This window comes from Leucobacter sp. VD1 (genome assembly GCF_037150695.1).
GTDB lineage: Bacteria > Actinomycetota > Actinomycetes > Actinomycetales > Microbacteriaceae > Leucobacter.
This window is the reverse complement of sequence record NZ_JBBCPO010000003.1, coordinates 576,355-596,167: the sequence shown is the minus strand read 5'-3', so window position 1 is coordinate 596,167 and position 19,813 is coordinate 576,355. Positions and strand designations below refer to the sequence as shown.

14 protein-coding genes are annotated in these 19,813 nt (G+C 66.6%); 7 read left to right on the top strand and 7 right to left on the bottom strand.

The genetic code is table 11. The features are described 5' to 3' along the window. Positions 1-101 precede the first annotated feature (101 nt). The 3 genes from WFL22_RS11620 to WFL22_RS11610 are packed head-to-tail and all read left to right on the top strand — an operon-like array spanning position 102 to position 5,925. Positions 102-2,306 carry a cellulose biosynthesis cyclic di-GMP-binding regulatory protein BcsB gene (locus tag WFL22_RS11620; RefSeq protein WP_336992904.1) on the top strand — a complete coding sequence of 735 codons (2,205 nt, stop codon included), beginning with the start codon at positions 102-104 and terminating at the stop codon, positions 2,304-2,306. Continuing rightward, positions 2,303-3,970 carry a hypothetical protein gene (locus WFL22_RS11615; RefSeq protein ID WP_336992902.1) on the top strand — a complete coding sequence of 556 codons (1,668 nt, stop codon included), beginning with the start codon at positions 2,303-2,305 and terminating at the stop codon, positions 3,968-3,970. The genes WFL22_RS11620 and WFL22_RS11615 overlap by 4 nt, the downstream gene beginning before the upstream one ends. After that, positions 3,967-5,925: a glycosyltransferase gene (locus tag WFL22_RS11610; RefSeq protein ID WP_336992901.1), complete on the top strand. Its 1,959-nt coding sequence runs from the start codon at positions 3,967-3,969 to the stop codon at positions 5,923-5,925. Before WFL22_RS11615 ends, WFL22_RS11610 begins: the two co-directional genes overlap by 4 nt. Before the next feature lie 175 nt (positions 5,926-6,100). Here WFL22_RS11610 and WFL22_RS11605 read toward each other — a convergent pair whose 3' ends face one another. The 3 genes from WFL22_RS11605 to WFL22_RS11595 are packed head-to-tail and all read right to left on the bottom strand — an operon-like array spanning position 6,101 to position 8,632. Continuing rightward, positions 6,101-6,850, bottom strand: a complete 750-nt coding sequence (locus WFL22_RS11605) for an SDR family NAD(P)-dependent oxidoreductase (RefSeq protein WP_336992899.1) — start codon at positions 6,848-6,850, stop codon at positions 6,101-6,103. Then, positions 6,847-8,145, bottom strand: coding sequence for an FAD-binding oxidoreductase (locus WFL22_RS11600; protein WP_336992897.1), 1,299 nt, complete (start codon positions 8,143-8,145; stop codon positions 6,847-6,849). The genes WFL22_RS11605 and WFL22_RS11600 overlap by 4 nt, the downstream gene beginning before the upstream one ends. Before the next feature lie 4 nt (positions 8,146-8,149). Next, entirely contained in the window at positions 8,150-8,632 is a 483-nt protein-coding gene (locus WFL22_RS11595; protein ID WP_336992895.1) for a GtrA family protein, read from the bottom strand. Between WFL22_RS11595 and WFL22_RS11590 the strand changes: the two genes are divergently transcribed. Continuing rightward, positions 8,623-9,513 carry a decaprenyl-phosphate phosphoribosyltransferase gene (locus WFL22_RS11590; protein WP_336992893.1) on the top strand — a complete coding sequence of 297 codons (891 nt, stop codon included), beginning with the start codon at positions 8,623-8,625 and terminating at the stop codon, positions 9,511-9,513. The genes WFL22_RS11595 and WFL22_RS11590 overlap by 10 nt on opposite strands. A gap of 4 nt (positions 9,514-9,517) precedes the next feature. On the opposite strand, the gene WFL22_RS11585 is transcribed toward WFL22_RS11590, so the two are convergent. The 4 genes from WFL22_RS11585 to WFL22_RS11570 all read right to left on the bottom strand — a co-directional run bounded on the left by WFL22_RS11585 (position 9,518) and on the right by WFL22_RS11570 (position 15,390). Then, a complete protein-coding gene (locus WFL22_RS11585; protein ID WP_336651735.1) occupies positions 9,518-9,724 on the bottom strand; it encodes a hypothetical protein in 207 nt (68 codons plus the stop codon). A gap of 5 nt (positions 9,725-9,729) precedes the next feature. Then, positions 9,730-11,223: a glycosyltransferase family 2 protein gene (locus WFL22_RS11580; RefSeq protein WP_336992891.1), complete on the bottom strand. Its 1,494-nt coding sequence runs from the start codon at positions 11,221-11,223 to the stop codon at positions 9,730-9,732. 130 nt (positions 11,224-11,353) lie between these two features. Then, on the bottom strand, positions 11,354-13,957 hold the full coding sequence (locus WFL22_RS11575; protein WP_336992889.1) for a DEAD/DEAH box helicase: 2,604 nt from the start codon (positions 13,955-13,957) through the stop codon (positions 11,354-11,356). Between the two features lie 20 nt (positions 13,958-13,977). After that, positions 13,978-15,390, bottom strand: a complete 1,413-nt coding sequence (locus WFL22_RS11570; RefSeq protein ID WP_336992888.1) for a DUF2130 domain-containing protein — start codon at positions 15,388-15,390, stop codon at positions 13,978-13,980. A gap of 181 nt (positions 15,391-15,571) precedes the next feature. Here WFL22_RS11570 and WFL22_RS11565 point away from each other — a divergent pair, with 181 nt between their 5' ends. The 3 genes from WFL22_RS11565 to WFL22_RS11555 all read left to right on the top strand — a co-directional run bounded on the left by WFL22_RS11565 (position 15,572) and on the right by WFL22_RS11555 (position 19,810). After that, positions 15,572-16,666: an NADH:flavin oxidoreductase/NADH oxidase gene (locus WFL22_RS11565; RefSeq protein WP_336992886.1), complete on the top strand. Its 1,095-nt coding sequence runs from the start codon at positions 15,572-15,574 to the stop codon at positions 16,664-16,666. 67 nt (positions 16,667-16,733) lie between these two features. Continuing rightward, a complete protein-coding gene (locus WFL22_RS11560; RefSeq protein ID WP_336992884.1) occupies positions 16,734-17,927 on the top strand; it encodes a winged helix DNA-binding domain-containing protein in 1,194 nt (397 codons plus the stop codon). Between the two features lie 83 nt (positions 17,928-18,010). After that, positions 18,011-19,810, top strand: coding sequence for a cation:proton antiporter (locus WFL22_RS11555; protein ID WP_336992882.1), 1,800 nt, complete (start codon positions 18,011-18,013; stop codon positions 19,808-19,810). The last annotated feature ends 3 nt before the right edge of the window (positions 19,811-19,813 follow it).

Sequence of the window (19,813 nt, the reverse complement as noted above, 5' to 3'; positions counted from 1 at the left end):
CAACGATGAGCACATGTGCGCCGGGTTTCGGTTCAACCACTCGCACCGCGGGCCACAGGCGATTGCGGCGCGCACCCGCTGCCATCCTCTCGGGAGTCCTCGTGCTCGCGAGCGTCGGCGCCGGCGCCGCACCGGCCTTCGCCACTGCGGGCCCGAGCGTGAAAACGCAGATCTCTCCGGATCAGCCGAGCAACCCCGCCGACACCACAGCTCCGGCGCAGGCTGAAGATCCCGCCGAGCGCAAGAGCGCCGCAGAGTCGCCCGATGCGGCAGCAGCTCCCGAGGTTGCGCGGTCACGATCTGAGCGCGCCGAGCTCGCGAGCGGCGGCACGATCTGGCTTCCCTTCGCCGTGCCCGACGGCACCACACCGCAGGAGTTCACCGCCCGGCTGTCACTGCTCGCCGGCGACGACTCCGCCCAGGTGCAGGTGAGCAGCGAGCGTCGATCCCTCGGCACCGTCACCCCGGCCGACGGAGAAATCACCCTCGCGCTCAGCGATGAAGACGTCGTCGACGGTCGCGTCAACATTTCTTTCTCGCTGCCCTGGAACACGGGCCTCGTGTGCTGGGTGGCAAGCGAAACCCAACAGCGCGAGCAGGGCACCCGCCTTGCCATCACCGACGCGGCAATCAACACCGCCGGCGAGGCAACCCCGCCCGAGACCGTAGCCACCTTCCTCTCCCCCTGGGTTGAGCAGGTCGAGGTGGTCACCGGCGGCGATCCGCAGCTGCTCGAAGCGGGCTTGAGCGCGGTGGCCGCAGCAACGCACCGCCTCGGCAGCGCCTCCTCGGTGTCGCTCGACGCTCCGGCGTCTGACACGGTTGACCCCGTAACCCAGCGCGTCATCGCCTTCGAGGCTGGCAGCGGCGCCGCGGTCACCGGCATCGACACCGACGAGCGGGGCGTCCCCCGCCTCGTCGTATCGGGCGCCCCCGAAACACTCACCGCCGCCGCGGCAGCGCTCGGCTCAGCAGGGCTCCCCCTCGCCTCCGCCGCAGACACCGAAGGCCTCGCTGCTGCCCCGGCCACCGAGCCAGACACCGCTCTCTCCCTCAGTCTCGAAGATCTCGGCACCGCCAGCGTCTCACTGCGCGGCTACGGCGTCACCGACGGCTTCATCAGTGTGCCGCAGGACGCCTTCGGCGGACCTGTCGACGGCTACACCCTGCACCTCACCGGCGCTGTCAGCACCGTCGACGCCGTCACCATCGCCTCCGCAGAGGTGCTCTGGAACGATGTGCTCGTCGACACGCTGCCTATTTCCGCAGACGATCCGCGCATCGACCGCACCATCACCATCCCGTCGTCGAGCGTGCGCGCCTCGAACGGCCTCGTCGTGCGACTGACCGCGGTTGCCGCAGGCGGCGCCTGCATCGACGAATCACTGCTGCCGCAAGTGCGCCTCGACCTCGACGCCCGCGCCAGCACGGTGACCGCCCATCGCGGTCAGGCCGTATCGCCCGGCTTCGAACGCTTCCCACAGGCTCTCGGCGGCACCCTCGCAGTCGCAACAGGCTCGGACACCCCGAGCGTCGCAGAACTGCAGGCCGCCGGATCGGTCATCGCCGCGCTGCAGCGGGTGTCGAGCCGCCAGCTCGACATCACCGTCGAATCCGCGCAGCAACTGATCGACTCAACAAAGCCCGGTCTGCTCGTAGGAGCTACACCAGACCAGGCCAACGCGCTGCGCACCCCGCTGCGCCTCGACCGCTTCCGCACCCTCGCCCCCTCGGGCAGCACCGAGCTGACCGTGGCCGTCGATCGGCCTTACGCCGCCCTCATGTCGTTCGAATCCGGCAACCGCGATCTGCTGGTCGTCGGCGGGTGGGCTCCCAACGGCGAAACCCCCGAGACGCTGCTCGTAAGCGTCGCAGACGACCTCGCCGGCACCGACTGGTACACCCTCTCCGGAGTGCTGCGTTTCCAGTCCGACAGCGACGCTGCACCCCAACTGCTCGACATCAACGCCGTGGTTCCGCAGCAGGCCTACCGCGAGGATTACACCTGGATCGCGTGGGTCGCAATCGGCGGCCTCGCACTGCTGCTCGCGATCATGGGAATCGCCACCGCCGCACGACGCCGCCGCGCAGTGGCGACGCGCCAGGTCGAAGCTGAGGCCGAGGCTGCTGACGAGGCCGCCGCGGCGGGCGAGACCGAACCGGTCGCCGGCGCAGATCCGCTGCCCGCCGATGCGACCCCTGCGGCTGCAGCTTCGAGCGCAGCTCCGGCCACCGAGGCGGCTCCGGCTCACGACGCTGCGGCCGAGCCCGGAACGGACGCCGGGCGCCGCAGCGACGGCTCGTGATCCAGGCCGAGGCCGCGCCGGGCCGCTTTCGGGCGGCCTGGGCGGCGCTCGACGCGCCCGCAACCGGGCGCCGCGTGCCGGGCACCCTCATCGTCGCGGCCATCGCGCTGATCGCGGGCACCATTGCCGCGTTCTGGAGCATCGGCACCGACATGCAATTCGCCTACGCCGATGCGCAGAGCCACCTCACCATCGCACGCCGCATCTTCGACAGCAAGGCGCCAGGCTTCACGCAGCTCGGCACTGTGTGGCTACCACTGCCGAATCTGCTGCTGATGCCGTTTGTCGCTATCGACTGGTTGTGGGCCACAGGCTGGGCTGCGGCGCTGCTGGGCATCGTCTGCCTCGTCGCAACAGCTTCGGCGAGCTACCGGATCGCGGCGCGCATCGGCCTGGGCCGCACCGCCCGCCTGGTGCTCGTCGGGCTCATCGTCACCAACCCGAGCATGCTCTACGTGCACACGACAGCGCTTACCGAGCCCGTGCTCATCGCGTTCCTCACCGCCTCGGTTGCGGGGCTCGCCTCATGGGCGCTTTCGCCCCGCGAGCTGAGCGCCGGCGAGATGATGGTGTTCAGCGGCGCGCCCGCCGCCGGTGCCGTGCTCTCCCGCTACGAGGGTTGGGCGCTGGTGGCGAGCGGCACACTGTTCGTGATCATCGTCGCCTGGCGGCGCAAGCGCTCGCTGAAGCACGTAGTGAAGCTCGCCTCGGCCTTTGCGCTGTGGCCCGCGCTCGGCGTGCTGTGGTGGGTCTCCTACAACTTCGCGGTGTACCAGAACCCGCTGGAGTTCTTGAACGGCCCCTACTCGGCGGCGGCACTGCAGGCTCCTGTCTCAGAGTCGGGCTTTCTGGCGTACAAGGGCTCCGTGGGCCTCACGCTGTGGGCCTACCACTGGGCCATTATCGGCACCGTCGGCGCGGTCACCCTCGCGGTCGCGGCGCTCGGGCTCATCGCGCTGTGCGCGCGGTTCCGGCTTGAGACCCGCGCGCTCATCGTCTGGCTGCTGGCTACTGGCTGGGCATTCTCGCTGCTCAGCCTCTACCTCGGCCAGACGCACCTGAACAATATGCACACGATGCCGACGAACTGGTGGAACAACCGCTACGCCCTGGTCTCACTGACCTGGTTGGCGATGCTCTGCGCGGTGTGGATCGACTCCTGCCTGCGATCTCGGCGGGCTCGCAGGCTCGGGATCGCAGCCGCGGTCGCGACGATCGTCGCGTTCGCCGGCCAGCTGGCCTGGTCGCTGACCGACCTCCCGGGCCGCAGCGCCGTGCTCGCCGAGGGTGCTGGCTACCTTGAGATCAAACATGGCAACGGCACCGATGCCGGAGCGCGCTACCTGGGTGATCACTACGACGGTGGCGGGATTCTGATGGACGAATCCGCGGCCGGCAATGCGGTGCTGCCGCAGATCGGCGTGCCGCTGCACGAGTACTTCAACCGGTCCACGGGCCCCCTGTTCGACGAGGCGCTGCGCGATCCCGCCGGTCACGCGCGCTGGATCTTTTACACGGTGGCCGACGCGCCGTCACTGTCGAGCGCCGCGGTCGCCGATCAGGTGTACGCGACGCTTCTCGAAAACCCTGCCGTGCTCGCGCAGTACGAGGTCGTGTTCTCCGAGGGTGACATTCGCATCCTCCGACGATTGGACGGCTCATGATCGGTATGCCCGGCCGTGACCGGCGCCGCATCGGCGAAATCCTTCTCGACCGCGGGCTCATCACCCAGACGCAACTCGAGGAGGCGCTCGCCGCGCAGCGGGAGGGCGGTGGACAGCTGGGGCGCCACCTCATTCTGAGCGGCGCTGTGCAGCGTATGGAGATGTATCGTGCACTTGCCGAGCAGTGGCGCGCCCCCTTCGTCGACCTCGTGCAGCTCGACGAACGGGGCGAGGTCGACGCCGAGCTGATCCTCACCGAGACCGCAGAGACCTGGATCGAGCGGGGCTGGCTGCCAATTGCCGTTGAACGCCCCGCGCACGGACCATCCTGGGTGACCGTGGCCACGACGATCCCGCTTGAGAGGGCCGCGGCTGCGAAGATCGTTGAGGGCTTCGGTGTCGATCAGGTACGGCTCGTCACCACCACCGACTGGGATCTGGTGCGTGTGGTGCAGTCGATCTGCCGTGCCGCGCTCGTCTTCGGTGCCGCGGAGGCGCTGGCGAGCAGCGACAACTCGGCCTCAGCGAAAGACGGCCTCAATTTGTGGCAGCGCGCGCTGCCGGTGATCGCCGTTGCGGTGATCGTCGTCGGCGCGGTGTTCGATCCGCTCGTCACCGCGATCACGGTGCTCGCAATCGCGAACGCGATGTTCCTCGTCAACGTCGGCTTCAAAGTGCTCGCCGGGGTGCGCGGCAGCTTCCGCCGCGTGTGGCGGCGCAGCCTCGCCGCAGAGGTGCACCGTCAGCGTGAGGTGAGAGGCTTGCCCGAGCCCGTCTCCTCGATCCCGGATGATGATCTGCCGATCTACACGATCCTCGTGCCCGCCTACCGGGAGGCCAACATCATCACGAAGCTGGTCACCAATCTGGGCGCGCTCGACTACCCGAAGACGAAGCTCGATGTGCTGCTTCTGCTCGAAGAAGACGATGACGAGACGATCGCCGCAGTGAAGGCGATGCGCCCGCCAGAGTATGTGCGCATGCTGATCGTGCCGCCCGGCGGCCCCCAGACGAAGCCCCGCGCCTGCAACTACGGTCTGGCGTTCGCGCGGGGCGAGTTCGTGGTGATCTACGATGCCGAGGATCGGCCACAGCCGCAGCAACTGCGGCAAGTTGTGGAGCGTTTCCGCTCGGAACAGCGCCTCGAGAACAACGAGCAGCGCCCACTGATCTGCGTGCAGGCTGCACTCAACTACTTCAACGCCGACTACAACGTGCTGACCCGCCTCTTCGCGGTTGAGTATGCGCACTGGTTCGACTCGATGCTGCCCGGCATGGACGACTGGCATGTGCCGATCCCCCTGGGCGGCACCTCGAATCACTTCGTCACCGATCAACTGCGCAACCTCGGCGCCTGGGATCCCTACAACGTCACCGAAGACGCCGACCTCGGCATGCGCATCGCCGTGCAAGGCGGGCGGGTCGGCGTGGTGGATTCTGTCACCTGGGAGGAAGCGTGCGCCGAGGTGCCCGCCTGGGTGAAGCAGCGCACCCGCTGGATCAAGGGCTACATGATGACGGGCGCTGTCAACGCGAGACACCCTGTCGCGTGGTTGAAGCAGAACGGGCTGCCGGGTTTCATCACGCTCACCGCGTTGATCATCGGCACGCCGCTCGCGTTCCTCGCCTACCCGCTCGTGCTCGGCTTCACGATCATCACCTATGTGGGCGTGCACGTCATCGGCCTCAATCTGCCCGACTGGCTCGTGATCGGCGGCACGATCAACATGTTGGCATCGAACGCGCTGATGATCATGTTCGCTGGGGCTGCGGCCTGGCGTCGCTACAACTGGCGCATCGCCGTCTTTGCGCTGCTCAACCCGCTCTACTGGATTCTGCACTCGGTTGCGGCGTGGCGGGCGGCCTGGCAGATGTACTTTAGCCCGCACCGTTGGGAGAAGACCCCGCACGGGCTCACCGAGGAGTATGAGGACTCCTCGGTGGTCGCGGTGTAGTCGGGGGCGGATCCCGGTTCGCATCCGGCTGCGGGTGCTGATGTTGCTGAGGGTGCTGATGATGCTGCGGGTGCTTTTGGATGCGGATCGGGGCGCGTTTGAGGCGCGCCACTGAGGCCCCGCCCCACCACGAGGTGCGCTTCGCAACGAGACCCGCTGCGAAGCGAGGCGCGCGCTACAGCGAGGTGCGCTCGAACAGCGCCCGTGGTGCGAGCCGCACGGCGAGCATGATCCACCGCCACAGGCCAGGCGCGTAGACGACCGGCCTGCCTGCCGCGATAGCGCGCACCACAATCCCCGCGACCGCATCGGTGCTTGCCAGGCGGGCTCCCGACTCCTGCAGCGGGGCCGTCATCGGCGTCGCAGTGGGACCCGGCTTCACCAGGCTGACGCGGCGGCCGGTGCCGTGCAGCCGGTGCTGCTCGCCCTGGGCGGCCCGCTCGACCATGCCCTTCGCCGAACCGTACAAGAAGTTGCTCGCGCGACCGCGATCCCCTGCAACCGAGCCGATCACCGCGATCCGTGTCGCCCGGGTCAGGCCCACGGCCGCATCGAGCCACAGCGTCGGAGACACCCCCGTCGCTTCAAGCTGGTCTTTTGCGAGGACGAGATCCTGCTGCATGCGCTGCTGATCGTACATGGCACCGTGCGCGATGAGCACGGTGTCGGGGTCTGCCTGCTCGGCCGCCTCGGTGACCGCCCTGGCGATCGCCTCGGGGTCGAGCATGTCGAGGGCGACAATCGACACTTCAGGCGAACGGCCGCGCACCCGCAGGTCGGCGGCGACGCGCTCAAGCCGTTCCGCGTGGCGCCCCACAAGCACAAATCGACCGGCACCGGCGTCGGCCCAGCGTCGCATGATGTGCTGCGCGATCACCGAGGTCGCACCTACGACGAGCGCAGAACTGGTGGTGTGCTTGGTCATGAGATAAGCCTCCTCGCGAGGTCTGATTCGATACCCGGATCCCTGAACGGCAGAAACTCGGGCAGTCTCGGATAGCCGGCTTCGAAGAGTTCGCGCGGCATGCGTGCGTCTTTCGCCGGATAGAGACGACCGCCGACCTCGGACACGATGCGATCGAGCTCGGCGAAGAGCCGCAGCGTGCGCTCGCCCAGGTCTGGGAAATCGAGGGCGAAGCAGACGCCTGGCGCCGGGAAGCTCAGCATGCCGGGCGAGGGGGTGTCACCGAAAGTCTTCAGCACCCCCAGGAACGAGCCCTGCCCTGAGCGGGCGATGCGGTGCAGCATCTCGGAAGTCGCCTCCTGAGCACCCTCCCACGGGATGGTGCTCTGGTACTGGTAGAACCCGCGCGGCCCGTACATGCGGTTCCATCCGCGGATCGCGTCGAGCTGATAGTCGTAGTCGCGGTAGTGTTCGATCCGCGTGCCGACCCCTGAGCGCTGCCACCAGTAGTAGGCCTTGTTGAGCGCCGGCAGCGTTGCCCGGCCCACGAGCGAGAACGGCGGTGTCACGGGCACGGTGAGGCTGCGCTCCGGCTGAGCGGCGGGCAGCGCGGCCGTCTGCTCGGCCGAGCAGGGCCGAGCAGTGGTGAAAATGCCGCGGCGACCGCCATCGGTGACCACATCGATCCACCCCACTGAGAACGGCTCCGTGTTCTCCCTCACCAGAGAGAAGTACTCGGAGAGCGAGCCGAACGCCACACGGCGGGTCTCCAGCCACGGCCCCGCCACCCGTTCCAAGCGAATCGTCGCCTCCACGATCACCCCTGTCAGCCCGAGACCACCCACGGTTGCGGCGAAGAAGTCGGCGCGTTCGTCAGGGCCGCACACGATGCGCTCACCATCGGTGCGCAGCAGCACAATGCGTTCGACGTGGCCGCCGAAGGTGCCGGCGACGGCGTGGTTCTTGCCGTGTACATCGTTCGCGATCGCACCGCCCACGGTTACGTTCTGGGTGCCGGGTGTCACCGCGAGCATCCATCCGCGCCGAGAAAACACCCGCTGGATCTCGCCCAGCGTGACACCAGCCTCGCAGCGCAGCAGGCCCTTCTCCTCATCGAACTCGATAAAGGCGTCGAGCGCGGTCAGATCCCACGCCGTGCCACCGGAATTGAGCGCCGCATCACCGTAGCTGCGTTCAAGGCCGACCGCCAGACCAGGATGACCGCTCGTGATCGCCCTGGCAACGCTGCCGGGATCCGCCGGCCGCAGCACCCGATGCGGATGCCGGCCGCGACGCCCCCAGGAGACCAGATCCATGGGCCTACCCCTCCCTCTCGACGAAAGTGTAGCGGCGGTCCAGCTGGTACTTCGCCGCGTATCCGATCCCGAGCCCGATCACTGCACCCGTGTACCGCGCCGCCTCAGTGCCGAAGATCCAATCGAACCCGAACTCGAACCCCCAGAAGATCACCGTCGTCACCACACTGAACAGCGTGTACATGACAACCGTGCGCATATTATTGGACAGGCTCCGGGAGCGGAATCGGAAGATGTACCGCCGATCCAGCACATACTTCACTGCGAGCCCCGCCAAGGTGCCGACGAGCACGCCCGCCGCAACCGCCCAGGTGCCGTCAAGCATGCGCACCACTGCGGCCTGAGCGAGCAGGTTCGTTGCCGTGGCGATTGCCGCGAAGAGCAGATACAGCAGCGCGATGCGCACATCGACTCCATTCTGGGACTCGGGGCAGGCATGGCCCCGATTCAGCCGCACGACCCCCGAGAATAGAGTGTATGCGCTCACTCTTCCCAGCACTGCGTCCCAAGCAGTGGGTCAAGAATCTGCTCGTGTTCGCGGTGCCCCTCGCGGCGGGCCGCCTCTTCGAACCGCAAGTGCTGTTGCAGTCCCTCCTGGGATTCGTGGTGTTCTGCGCCGCTTCATCCACGGTCTACCTCGTGAACGACCTCATGGACCGCGAGTCAGACCGCATTCACCCCTCGAAGCGCTACCGCCCCATCGCGAGCGGCCGGGTCTCCCCCCGCACGGCCACGAGCACCGCCGTTGTGCTCGGCCTTGGGGCCGTCGTCACGCCGTTCCTCACGGGTGCCGCGGGACTCGGGGCCGTCGTCATCACCTACCTCGCACTGCAAGCGCTCTACGTCACCTGGGCGAAGCATCGCAAAGTTGTCGACATGCTCTCCGTGGCGACTGGCTTCTGTCTCCGCGGCATTGCCGGTGCTGCCGCCACCGGAATCCCGGTGAGCGCCTGGTTCATGCTCGTGATCATGGCAGGTTCGCTCTTCATGGTCGCCGGGAAGCGGTACTCCGAGCTGCTGGCAGCTCAGCATGCCCCCACGGCCTACACCCGCTCGACACTCGCCCAGTATTCGGTGACGTTCCTGCAGTTCGTCTGGGCGATGTCGGGCACGATGCTCGTGCTCGGCTATTCGCTCTGGGCCTTCCAAATCGCGGGCTTCAACCAGGTCTTCACCGTCTCTTCGGTGGTGCCGTTCCTCGCGATCGTGCTCTACTACGCATCCGACATCGACAAGGGCCGCGCCGAAGGCCCGGAAATGGTGCTCTTCCGCAACCGCAGCGTGCAAATCGCTGCCGTGGTGTGGTTCGGGCTCTTTGCTGCAGCGGTGCTCGTGCCCGCCGAGGGCATGACCCTCTTCGGGGCGTAGCCGCTCAGATCTCGGCGTCGGGGTAGATGCTCCGCGTCTCGCCACGGCGGTTGCGGCCACCGCGACGCCAGCTGAAGTGGATCACCGGAAAGAGCTTCGACACCCCCAGCACCACGTAGATCAGCGTGTTGATCGCAACGAAGGTTGCGAAGACCCCGAACCAGTCGCTCTGGAGGATGCTTTCGGGGAACAGGATTCCGGTGTGCAGCATTGTCGTTATCCTTCCGAAGCGGAACGTTCAGAGACGGCGGCTTCATGCCTCGGTTCGCGCGCCTGGAGAGTGCCGCTGCTCGCCTCCGGGCGGGCGTGCTCGACATGCTTCCAGGTCGCATTCTGGCCGGACGAGATCTCAAAGACGCCCTTCAGGAAGGCAAGGTTGAGGAAGCAGTCGTAGACCAGTTCAGGAAAAACGAGCATGGCGAGCAGGCGGGCGCGCCAGCCACCCCGCCACACCGTCACGGTGCGCTCCACCATGAACACGAGACCGATGCCAAGCCAGAACGGGAACCACACCCAGGTGTCCATCGCGGTGAGCATGATGAACATCAACCCGAAGTAGGCGAAGAGCGCGAACACGCCGTAGCCGATCGCCACCTGCTGGCTCCAATAGCGGAACGTCTGCGGGGTAACACCGTAGGTTCCCAGGTTCTCGAGGGCGCCACGCTGCCACCGCAACCGCTGCGCCCAGAGCATCCGCCAATTCGGCATGAGTTCGGTGGTGACCATGCACTCTCGAGGTGAGGTCATCAAGCCACCGAGCGATTTGATCGCGATCGTGAGCTCGTTGTCCTCGGTCAGCGCAAAGGTATCGTAGACCTCGCCGTTCACCCCCGGGATGGAACGGCCGCGAGCCTCGGCGACCGCGCGCAGCGCGATGGCACGGAATACCGTTCCGGTGCCGGTGAGTACGAACACCCGACCGTCCCGTCGCGAGATCTCCCGCTGGTAGCGGAAGTACTCGTTGCGCTGAAACTGGCCCAGCATGCCGTGACCCTCTTCGCCGCTGAAGAGGCCGCCGACAGCCATCAACGCCCGGTCGTTGCGGAACCGCGCCACTGCTGTTTCGAGGAAGCGCTCGCTGAGCTGGGTATCGGCGTCCATCACGAGCACTGAATCGTTGTCGCCCATTCCGGGTAGCAATTCGGCGAGGGCCTGGTTGAGCGCACCGCCCTTCTTATGGGTGTTTTCCACGGTTTCGAAGACCTCGGCTCCGAGCTGCCGCGCGACGGCAACAGTGCCATCTGTGCAGTTGTCGGCGACCACGATCACTCGGTCTGCCCGCAGCGTCTGGTCTTTGAGCGAGGTGAGTGTAGCGGGCAGCGACGCCTCTTCGTTATGCGCAGGAATGAGCACCGTCACCGTCACCTCCCCGGCGAACACCCCGCGAGAGCGGTCCATGATCTGCTTCGGAGCGAGCGATCGTTCGATCACACCGAGCGGGGTGCGCCGGTACCGCCGTGCAACGATGCGCTCGGTGGCGACCACGATCGCGACAAGGGCCAGGGCGACCGCGAGAGCAACGCCCCAGATGCCGGCGCGAGGCACCTCGGAGTTGTAGAGCACCGTCCAGGCTCCCGCGAGGGTGAGCCGCACCGGGTTCCAGACAGTCTCGGCGTCTGTCGCAGTGACCCCCCAGATCAGTAGGGCGACTGCGCAGAGCACGATGACGATAATGATCACGCCCACCAAGCGCTGAAAGACAGAATGCATCGAACTCCCCTTCCCGCGATGCCAGCCCGAAACAACGAGCGTGGGTGCAGTCTATGCCTTTCCTTCCTATGAAAACAGCATCAACTGAAGCAGTATGAGCCTGTTCGGAGCTGCGTTCACGCAGGCTCACTCAGCCGAGCGGGCCCACCCGTTGCACTCGCACCGCAGGCTCTCCTTCGACTTCTGAAGCGGCGAGATCCACGAAGCCTTCGATCCCCCAGTCGCGATCGCCTGCCGGATCGAGCAGCACCTGCCTGAAGCGCCAGACCCCCTCGGCCACTGCTTCTGCGCCGTTGTCGATCTCGAGGAGCCCCGCGGCGCGAGCATCGGCATCGATGCGGATCTCGTCATACTCGGTGAAGTAACCCGCCAAGGCATCGCGCCAACGCTGCTCACCGAAGTTGCCCGCAGCTGAGCCGTCGAGCTCGCCGAGCAGTTCGTAGCGTTCGTGGGCAGCGGCCTGCACCCGCAGGAAGAGCGCGTTGCGCAGCATCACGGTGAAAGCGCGCTCGTTGCGCAGCACGGAGCGGGTGGGCGGCACGACCGTCTCGCCTGTAGCTTCCGCCTGCGCGAGCGCAGCGGCGTGAGCCGCAGCGGCTTCCGGGTTCGAGAGCTCTTCCCACTCGTCGACGAGGCTTGAATCGACCTGCCGCACCAGCTCTCCCAACCAGTCGATGAGGTCGTCGAGTTCGGGGGTCTTGGACTGCTCGGGAATGGTGCGTTCGAGCGCACGGTAGGCATCACTGAGGTAGCGCAGCACTCCGCCCTCGGCGCGACCGAGCTGGTAGAAGGAGACCAGATCGCGGAAGCCGAAAGCGCGCTCGACCATGTCGCGCACCACAGATTTGGGCCGCAGCTCATAGTCTCGCGCCCACGGCACCTCCTGGGCGTAGGCGTTGAAGGCCTCTTCGAGCAGCTCTTTGAGCGGCTGCGGATGCGTCACCTCTTCGAGCAGTTCCATGCGCTCGTCATACTCGATGCCCTCGGCCTTCATCGCGGCAACGGCCTCGCCGCGGGCTTTGTGCTCCTGAGCGCGCACAATGGCGCGAGGATCTTCGAGGGTGGCCTCGATGATGGAGATCACATCGAGGGCGTAGCCATCGGACTCAGGGTCGAGCAGTTCGATCGCGGCGAGCGCGAACGGAGAAAGCGGCTGGTTGAGTGCGAAGTTGGCCTGCAGATCAACGGTGAGGCGCAGCAAGCGTTCGCCGCGCTCGTTCTCGTGCACCTCGACGATGCCGCCGTTGCGCAGCGTGCGGAAGATGCCGATAGCGGTGCGGGCATGCTCGTACTGGCGGGCCTTCGGCTCATGGCTGTCGAAGATGAGCATCTGCATCGTGTTCAGAGCCTCGCCCTCCCACTCCTCGCCGCGGCCGATCACGCCGAGCACCATGGAGTGGCTCACGCGCATGCGGCTCACCAGGGGTTCCGGCTGCGAGCCGACGAGCTTCTCAAGCGTCTGCTCGCTCCAGCCCACGAAGCCCTGGGGCGGTGCCTTCTTCTTCGGCCCTTTGCCCACTTTCTTGCCTGAGGCCGCCTTCGCCTGCGCTTTCGCGCTCTGCTTGGCGTTCTCGACCTCGTGTTCGGGTGCGAGAGCGATCACATCGCCCTCGGTGTCGAAGCCTGCCCGACCGGCGCGCCCCGCGATCTGGTGGAACTCGCGAGCGCTCAAGCGGCGCATCTTTTCACCGTCGAACTTGGTGAGCGCGGTGATGACGACGGTGCGGATGGGCACGTTGATGCCCACGCCGAGCGTGTCGGTGCCGCAGATCACGCGCAGCAGACCGCGCTGAGCGAGCTGCTCGACCAGTCGCCGGTATCGGGGAAGCATTCCCGCGTGGTGCACGCCGATACCCGCGCGCACCAACCGGGAAAGCGTGGTGCCGAAACCTGTCGAAAAACGGAAGTCGCCGATCGCAGCGGCGATCTCGTCGCGACCGGCACGGTCGACGATGCGGATGCTGGCGAGGGCCTGAGCCTGTTCGACGGCGTGCGACTGGTTGAAATGCACGAGATAGGCGGGGGTCTGGCGCTGCTCGATGAGTTGTTCGACCACCTCGTGGGCGGGTGCCACCGCATAGCTGAAGCTGAGCGGCACGGGCCGTTCCACGCCTGTGACGAGGGCGGTATCGCGGCCCGTGGCATCGCTGAGGTCGGCGGCGAGTTCGGTGACATCGCCGAGTGTCGCCGACATCAGGAGGAACTGCGCGTCGTGCATGAGCAGCAGCGGCACCTGCCACGCCCAGCCCCGTTCGGAGTCGGCGTAGTAGTGGAACTCGTCCATGATGACCTGGGTGATGCCGCCCGCCTCGGGATTGTCGACGTCTTTGTCGCGGATCGCGAGATTTGCCAGGATTTCTGCGGTGCAGCAGAGGATCGGCGCATCCGGGTTGATCGAGGTGTCACCGGTGACCATGCCCACCCGGTCGGCCCCGAACACCGCGACGAGATCGAAGAACTTCTCACTCACCAGGGCTTTAATGGGGGCGGTATAGACGGTGCGGCGCTGCTCTGCGAGCGCGATGAAGTGAGCGCCGAGCGCCACAAGTGATTTGCCGGTGCCCGTGGGTGTGGCGAGGATCACATTGCTGCCAAGAGCAATGCCGAGCACCGCTTCTTCCTGGGCCGGGTACAGGCGCAAACCGCGCTCTTCCCACGCCCACTCCTCGAACGCCGCGAAGGCTTCGTCGGCCTCGGCGAAGGAGGAGGTTTCGAGCATCGATCCCAGGTTCATGCGTGTGCTTTCTCGCTTCTTCACTCGGCCGCGGATGCGTCGATGCCGCTCTCGAGCTCGGCGAACTTGGCCGCCATTGTCGGGTTCTTGCGGGTGAGCTTCTTGATGGTAACGCCCTGCGCCTTGTCGTTGGCGAGGCGCAGATTGCGTTCGGACCCCAGCAGCTCTTCTTTCACCTTCTGCAGTCTCGCAATCGCCTTGTCGATCTCCTCGATCGCCGTGTGGAACTTGCGCGTTGCAAGCTCGTAGTTGCGACCGAACGCACCCTTGAAGGCGTCGAGCTCCGACTCGAAGTTGGTGATGTCGATGTTCTGGGCCTTCACCTGCTCCAGCTCGGCCTTGTATTTCAGGGCGTTCAGCGAACCGTTGCGCAGCAGCGTAATCAGCGGCAGGAAGAACTGCGGCCGCACCACATACATCTTGGGGTAGCGATGCGAGACGTCGACGATGCCGTCGTTGTAATACTCGTTCTCCGGCTCGAGCGAGGACACGAGCACCGCGTATTCGCAGCCCTTTTCAGTGCGGTCTTTGTCGAGCTCTTTGAAGAAGTCTTCATTCTTCTTCTTTGTGGCCGTCGTATCAGCCTCGTTCTTCATCTCGAACATGATCGAGACGATTTCGATGCCGGCGGGATCGAGGTCGCGAAAAATGTAGTCGCCCTTGCTGCCCGAGCTCGCATCGTTGTCTTTCTCGAAGTAGGCATTCGGGAAGGCCATGGCGCGGTAGCGGTTGAAGGTGTTCTCGCAGTGCAGTTCAAGCGTCTCGCCGAGCATCTTCGTCGACAGGCGGGCCTTCATATCGCGCAAGCGCTCGATCTCGGCCTCGCGGTCTCGCAGCTGCGTCTCGTAGCGCTCCTTCAACGATTGCTCTGCGAGCTGTTTCTCTATCTCGGCACGGGCGAGACCGCTCTGCAGTTCATCACGCTCTCGTTCAACGCTGCCGACGGCCTCGGCGAGCGCGAGCTTCTGGGCGAGTTCGACGGTCTCGATCTGTGATCGCAGTTCCTGGATCTGAGCATCCTTCGCCGCGGCAGCACGCTGCAGCTCGGTCGTGAGCTTCGCCTCGGCCAGATCCACCGCCGCTTGCTTCTCCTGCCGCGCCTGCTCAAGCTCACTCGCGAGCGCGTCGCGCTCCTTCTCGACCGCGCCGAGGGCCTCGGCAACCGCGAGCCGCCTGGCGGTCTCGGCTGCATCGATCGTTGCCCGCAGCTCCTGGATCTCCGAGTCCTTTGCAGCGGCGGCGCGCTGCAGATCGGCCGCCGACTGCGCAGCCGCAAGCTCAAGCGCCCTCGCTTTGTCTTGCTCGGCCAGTTCGAGCCGCTCGTGCAGCTGCTGCTCGAACTCGTGGTCGCGCACCTGTTTCAGGATGTCGGCGTACCCGGCCTCATCGACGGTGAACGCCCTGCCGCAGTGCGGGCACTTGATCTCATGCATCCGGAGCCTCCTTCGACCTGTCTCGGAACCCTACTAACCCTCCCACAGACCACTGACATTCCTGTTCGATCGCGCTGCGCACACGCCCCCGAAGCGCCGCACAGACTCCCCGCAACCCTCCGCACGCCCGTCCACGAGATCTGCCGCAGAACGGTCAGGGGCAGTCGATACACTTCGGGACATGGCAGATCCGCTCCTTTTCCAAGCAATCCGGCTGCGCAATATCGAGGTGCGCAACAGGCTCTGGGTTTCCCCGATGTGCCAGTACTCGGTCACTCAGCAGGACGGCGTGCCGCGCGACTGGCACCTGCAGCACATCGGTGCGCTCGCGCGCGGCGGCGCCGGTCTCGTGACTGTTGAGGCAACGGCGGTGGCACCAGAGGGCCGCATCTCACCGCGCGATCTGGGGCTTTGGAACGACGATCAGACGGCGGCCTTCGCGGAACTCGCGACCGCCGCGCACGCCCACGGCGCACGCATCGCGGTGCAGCTCGCGCACGCCGGCCGCAAAGCCTCCACCCATCCGTGGCTCCCGGGCGCACCCGAAGGCTCGATCCCCGTGGGTGAAGGCGGCTGGCAGACTGTGGCCCCCTCAGAGGTGCCGTTCGGCGAGTTCGCTACGCCGCGAGCACTCGGCATCGATGAGATTGCGGGCGTTGTCGCAGCATTCGCGGCGGCAGCGGATCGCGCGGTCGCCGCCGGCTTCGACGCCGTCGAAGTGCACGCAGCCCACGGCTACTTGCTGCACGAGTTCCTCTCCCCGCTCTCAAACCTTCGCGGCGACGGCTACGGCGGTGATCTCGAACGCCGCGCACGGCTGCTGCGCGAAGTCGTGCGCGCGATCCGCATCCGCCATCCCGAACTGCCGATTCTCGTGCGCATCTCGGCGACCGAGTGGACTGCGGGCGGCTTCGACATTGACGAAGCGAAACTGGTCTCGGCGTGGCTTGTCGAAGAGGGTGCCGATCTCATCGACGTGTCTTCTGGCGGCAACACCCCGGCAGCGCGCATCCCTGTCGGCCCCGCCTACCAGACCTCGCTTGCCGCGCAGCTGCGCCGTGAGCTTCCAACCGGCGCCATTGCGATCGGAGCCGTCGGTCTCATCACCGAGGCCGCGCAGGCAGAGACCATCCTCGTCACGGGGCAGGCCGACGTGATCTTCGTGGGGCGGCCTCTGCTCGCAAACCCGCACCTGCCGCTGAGCTGGGCGCACGAGTTGCGCGCTCCATCGGCCGAGAGCCTCACGCCCGGCCCTTACCACCGGGCCCGGTTCTAAGGGAGCCGGCGGCACTGTTGGTGCCGCCGGCCCCGTCAATGTCGGTGGCCCGGTTTACACTGACCGCATGACCGACACGATCACCGCATCAGAGCTGCTGCGCCTGCGCATGCGTGCGCTGGGCCTCACCGCTGCGGCTGTAGAAACCGCCGATGCGTCTGAGTCAGACGGTCCACAGCGGATCGCGGAGGCCGCGCGACGCATGCTCGCGACGCAGGGGCAAGATTGGCGCTCCTCGCGCTGGGCACTGGGCGTGCGAACGCCTGGCACTAGCGTCGCCGATGTGCACGCCGCGTTCAACGCAGGCCTCGTCGTGCGCTCCTGGCCCATGCGCGGCACCATTCATGTCGTCGCTGCCGAAGACATCGGCTGGATGCAACAGGCCACCTCGCACCGGGTGCTCGTCGGTGCGCCGAAGCGGCGCGAGTTTCTCGGCATCAGCGATGCGGTGCTCGACACCCTCGTCGAGGTGTCGCTCGACGCACTGAGCGGGCTCGCAGCGGGGGGCCGCGGGCTCGACCGCGACGCACTCGCCGCGGCCTGGACCGACGCGGGCATCGAGTGGAGCAGCAACTGGCGCTACCACCTCATCTGGTGGCTGTGCCAGAATGGCCTGGCGGTCTTCGGCCCCGTTCACGGCACCGAACCGCTGCTGGTACGCGCCGACGAGTGGATTCGCGATGCCCGCAAGCTCGATGGCGACGACGCCCTCGCAGAACTCGCGGCCCGATACGCCGCAGCCCGCGGCCCCGTGCGCGAGCGCGACTTCGCCTGGTGGACCGGCCTCACCGTGCGCGAGGCCCGCCGCGCGATTGCGCTCGCTAGCGAAAGCGGCCGCCTAGTGCCGCTCCGCCTCGATGCTGTCGAGGGTGCCGCAGGCGCACTCTGGGCCGATCCCGAACTGCTCGGCGATCCGCTCTCCCGCGTTGCGTCAGGCGACGCCGAATGGCTCCTCCTGCCGTCGTTCGACGAGCACCTGCTCGGATACACCGACCGAGAACCGCAGCTCGATCCCGAGCACTTCGAACGCATCGTGCCCGGCCGCAACGGCATGTTCCTCGCGACTGTCGTGGCAGACGGCCGGGTGCTCGGCACCTGGCGGAGAGGCACGCGAAAGGGCGCGGGCCTCGAACTTTCACCATTTCCCGGGTCGCGCATCGACCTTGGAGCGCTCGAATCGTCGGCCGCACGTTGGGGCGCCTTTCACGCTCAGCAGACGCCCGAGCTCAGACTCACCGAATCCGCGGCAGATCCCTCATGACCCCGAGCCGAGGCGTCAACACCGTGCACCGCCCAAGCCTGCCATCGAAGCAGCAGGCGTGGCAGACGTGAGAGCCTAGAGCCATGGAATTCGGCCTCCTCTCAGTGATCGCGGTGATCCTGCTCGTCGGCGCATCGATCGTCGGCAGCAAGATCGGCATCGCGGCCCCTCTGCTGCTCGTCGTCATCGGCATCGGCATCGGCTACCTCCCCTTCATGCCGCTCGTGAGCATCGACCCCGAGATCATCCTCCTTGTCGTGCTTCCACCGCTGCTCTATGCCGCCGCCGTCAACGTGCCCATCGTCGATTTCCGCCGCAACTTCCGCCCCGTCATCGGGCTTTCCGTGCTGCTCGTGGTGATTTCGGCTCTCGCCGTCGGCTTCCTCGTGCACTGGTTCGTGCCTGCGATCCCGCTCCCCGCTGCCATCGCCCTCGGCGCTGTCATCAGCCCCACCGACGCGGTTGCAGCGACCTCGATCGGCAAACGGCTCGGCATGCCCGAGCGGGTCGTCTCCATCCTCGAGGGCGAAAGCCTCGTCAACGACGCCACCTCGCTCGTGCTGCTGAAGACCGCGACCGCCGCCGTTGCAGGCAGTTTCGCGCTCGCACCGGCAACGGGCGCATTCTTCTACTCGGTCGCAGTGGCGGTCGTCGTCGGCCTCGTCATCGGCGGGCTGACCGTGTGGATCCGCTCCAAGCTCACCAGCCCGGTGCACGACACGATCATCTCGTTCATCGTGCCCTTCGTCGCCTTCATCCCCGCCGAGGAGCTGCGGGCTTCTGGCGTGCTTGCCGTGGTCGTCACCGGTCTCTACACCGGTCACCACGCGTCCAAACGTTTCAGCGCATCTGCGCGCACCAACGAGCGACTCAACTGGCGCACCGTGCAGTTCCTCCTCGAGAACGGCGTCTTCCTTGTCATGGGGCTGCAGTTGCACTCGCTCGTGGCTCAGGTCGGCGAGAGCGAGCTGCGCCTCCCCCACATCGGCATGCTCGCGCTGGGCCTCGTCGCACTGCTCATTCTCTGCCGTTCGGCCTTCATGGTGCCGCTCCTGATGGGCATGCGCGGGGTGACACGGCGCTACGAGCGACGCAACGCCGGCTACAACCACCTCAACGAACGGGTGCAACAATCGGGCATCGCAGAAAAGGCCGACGGCCGCTTCCGCGACCGGCTGCGCAGGCTCGACATCCGCACCAAACGATCTGCTGCCGACCTCGAACATGAGCGCGAGCAGCAACTCGGCTGGCGCGACGGCGTGGTGCTCTCCTGGAGCGGTATGCGCGGCGTGGTGACGCTCGCCGCTGCGCAGTCGATCCCCACTACCGTTCCCTATCGACCGCAGATCATTCTGGCGGCGTTCGCCGTCGCGGTCATCACCCTGCTGCTGCATGGCCTCACGCTGCCCGTGTTCATCCGCAAGCTCTGGCCCGACGGCGCCGGCACCGGGCACCAGAAGAAGGAACTGATATCGCTCAGCCGCGACCTCTACGAAGCCGCCAACGAGGCCATCGATGAAGCCGTCGAAGCACAAGAACGCGAAGACGAACGCACTCGCGAGGCCGCACGCGACGCTCAACCAGCGCGCGATCCCAAACAGCAAGAGCACACCGACATGGCAGTGCAGCGGGCGCGCGCGAGCGCGCGCAGCGCCCTCATCCCTCTCGCGGCGGCCGCAGCTCCGACGATGCCCCTCGAAACCCACGGCGCCGAGCACCCGGCACAGACCTACCAGCGGCTCCTGAGGCTCGCTCTGGAGGCGCAGCGCGAGACGCTTCTCGAAGAGCGCGCAATCGGTCGCTACAGCTCACAGGCCATCAGAGCGGCAGAGCTCGCGCTCGACGCCTACGAGACGAGGCTGTTGCCCCCGGCAGCGCTCTGAGCA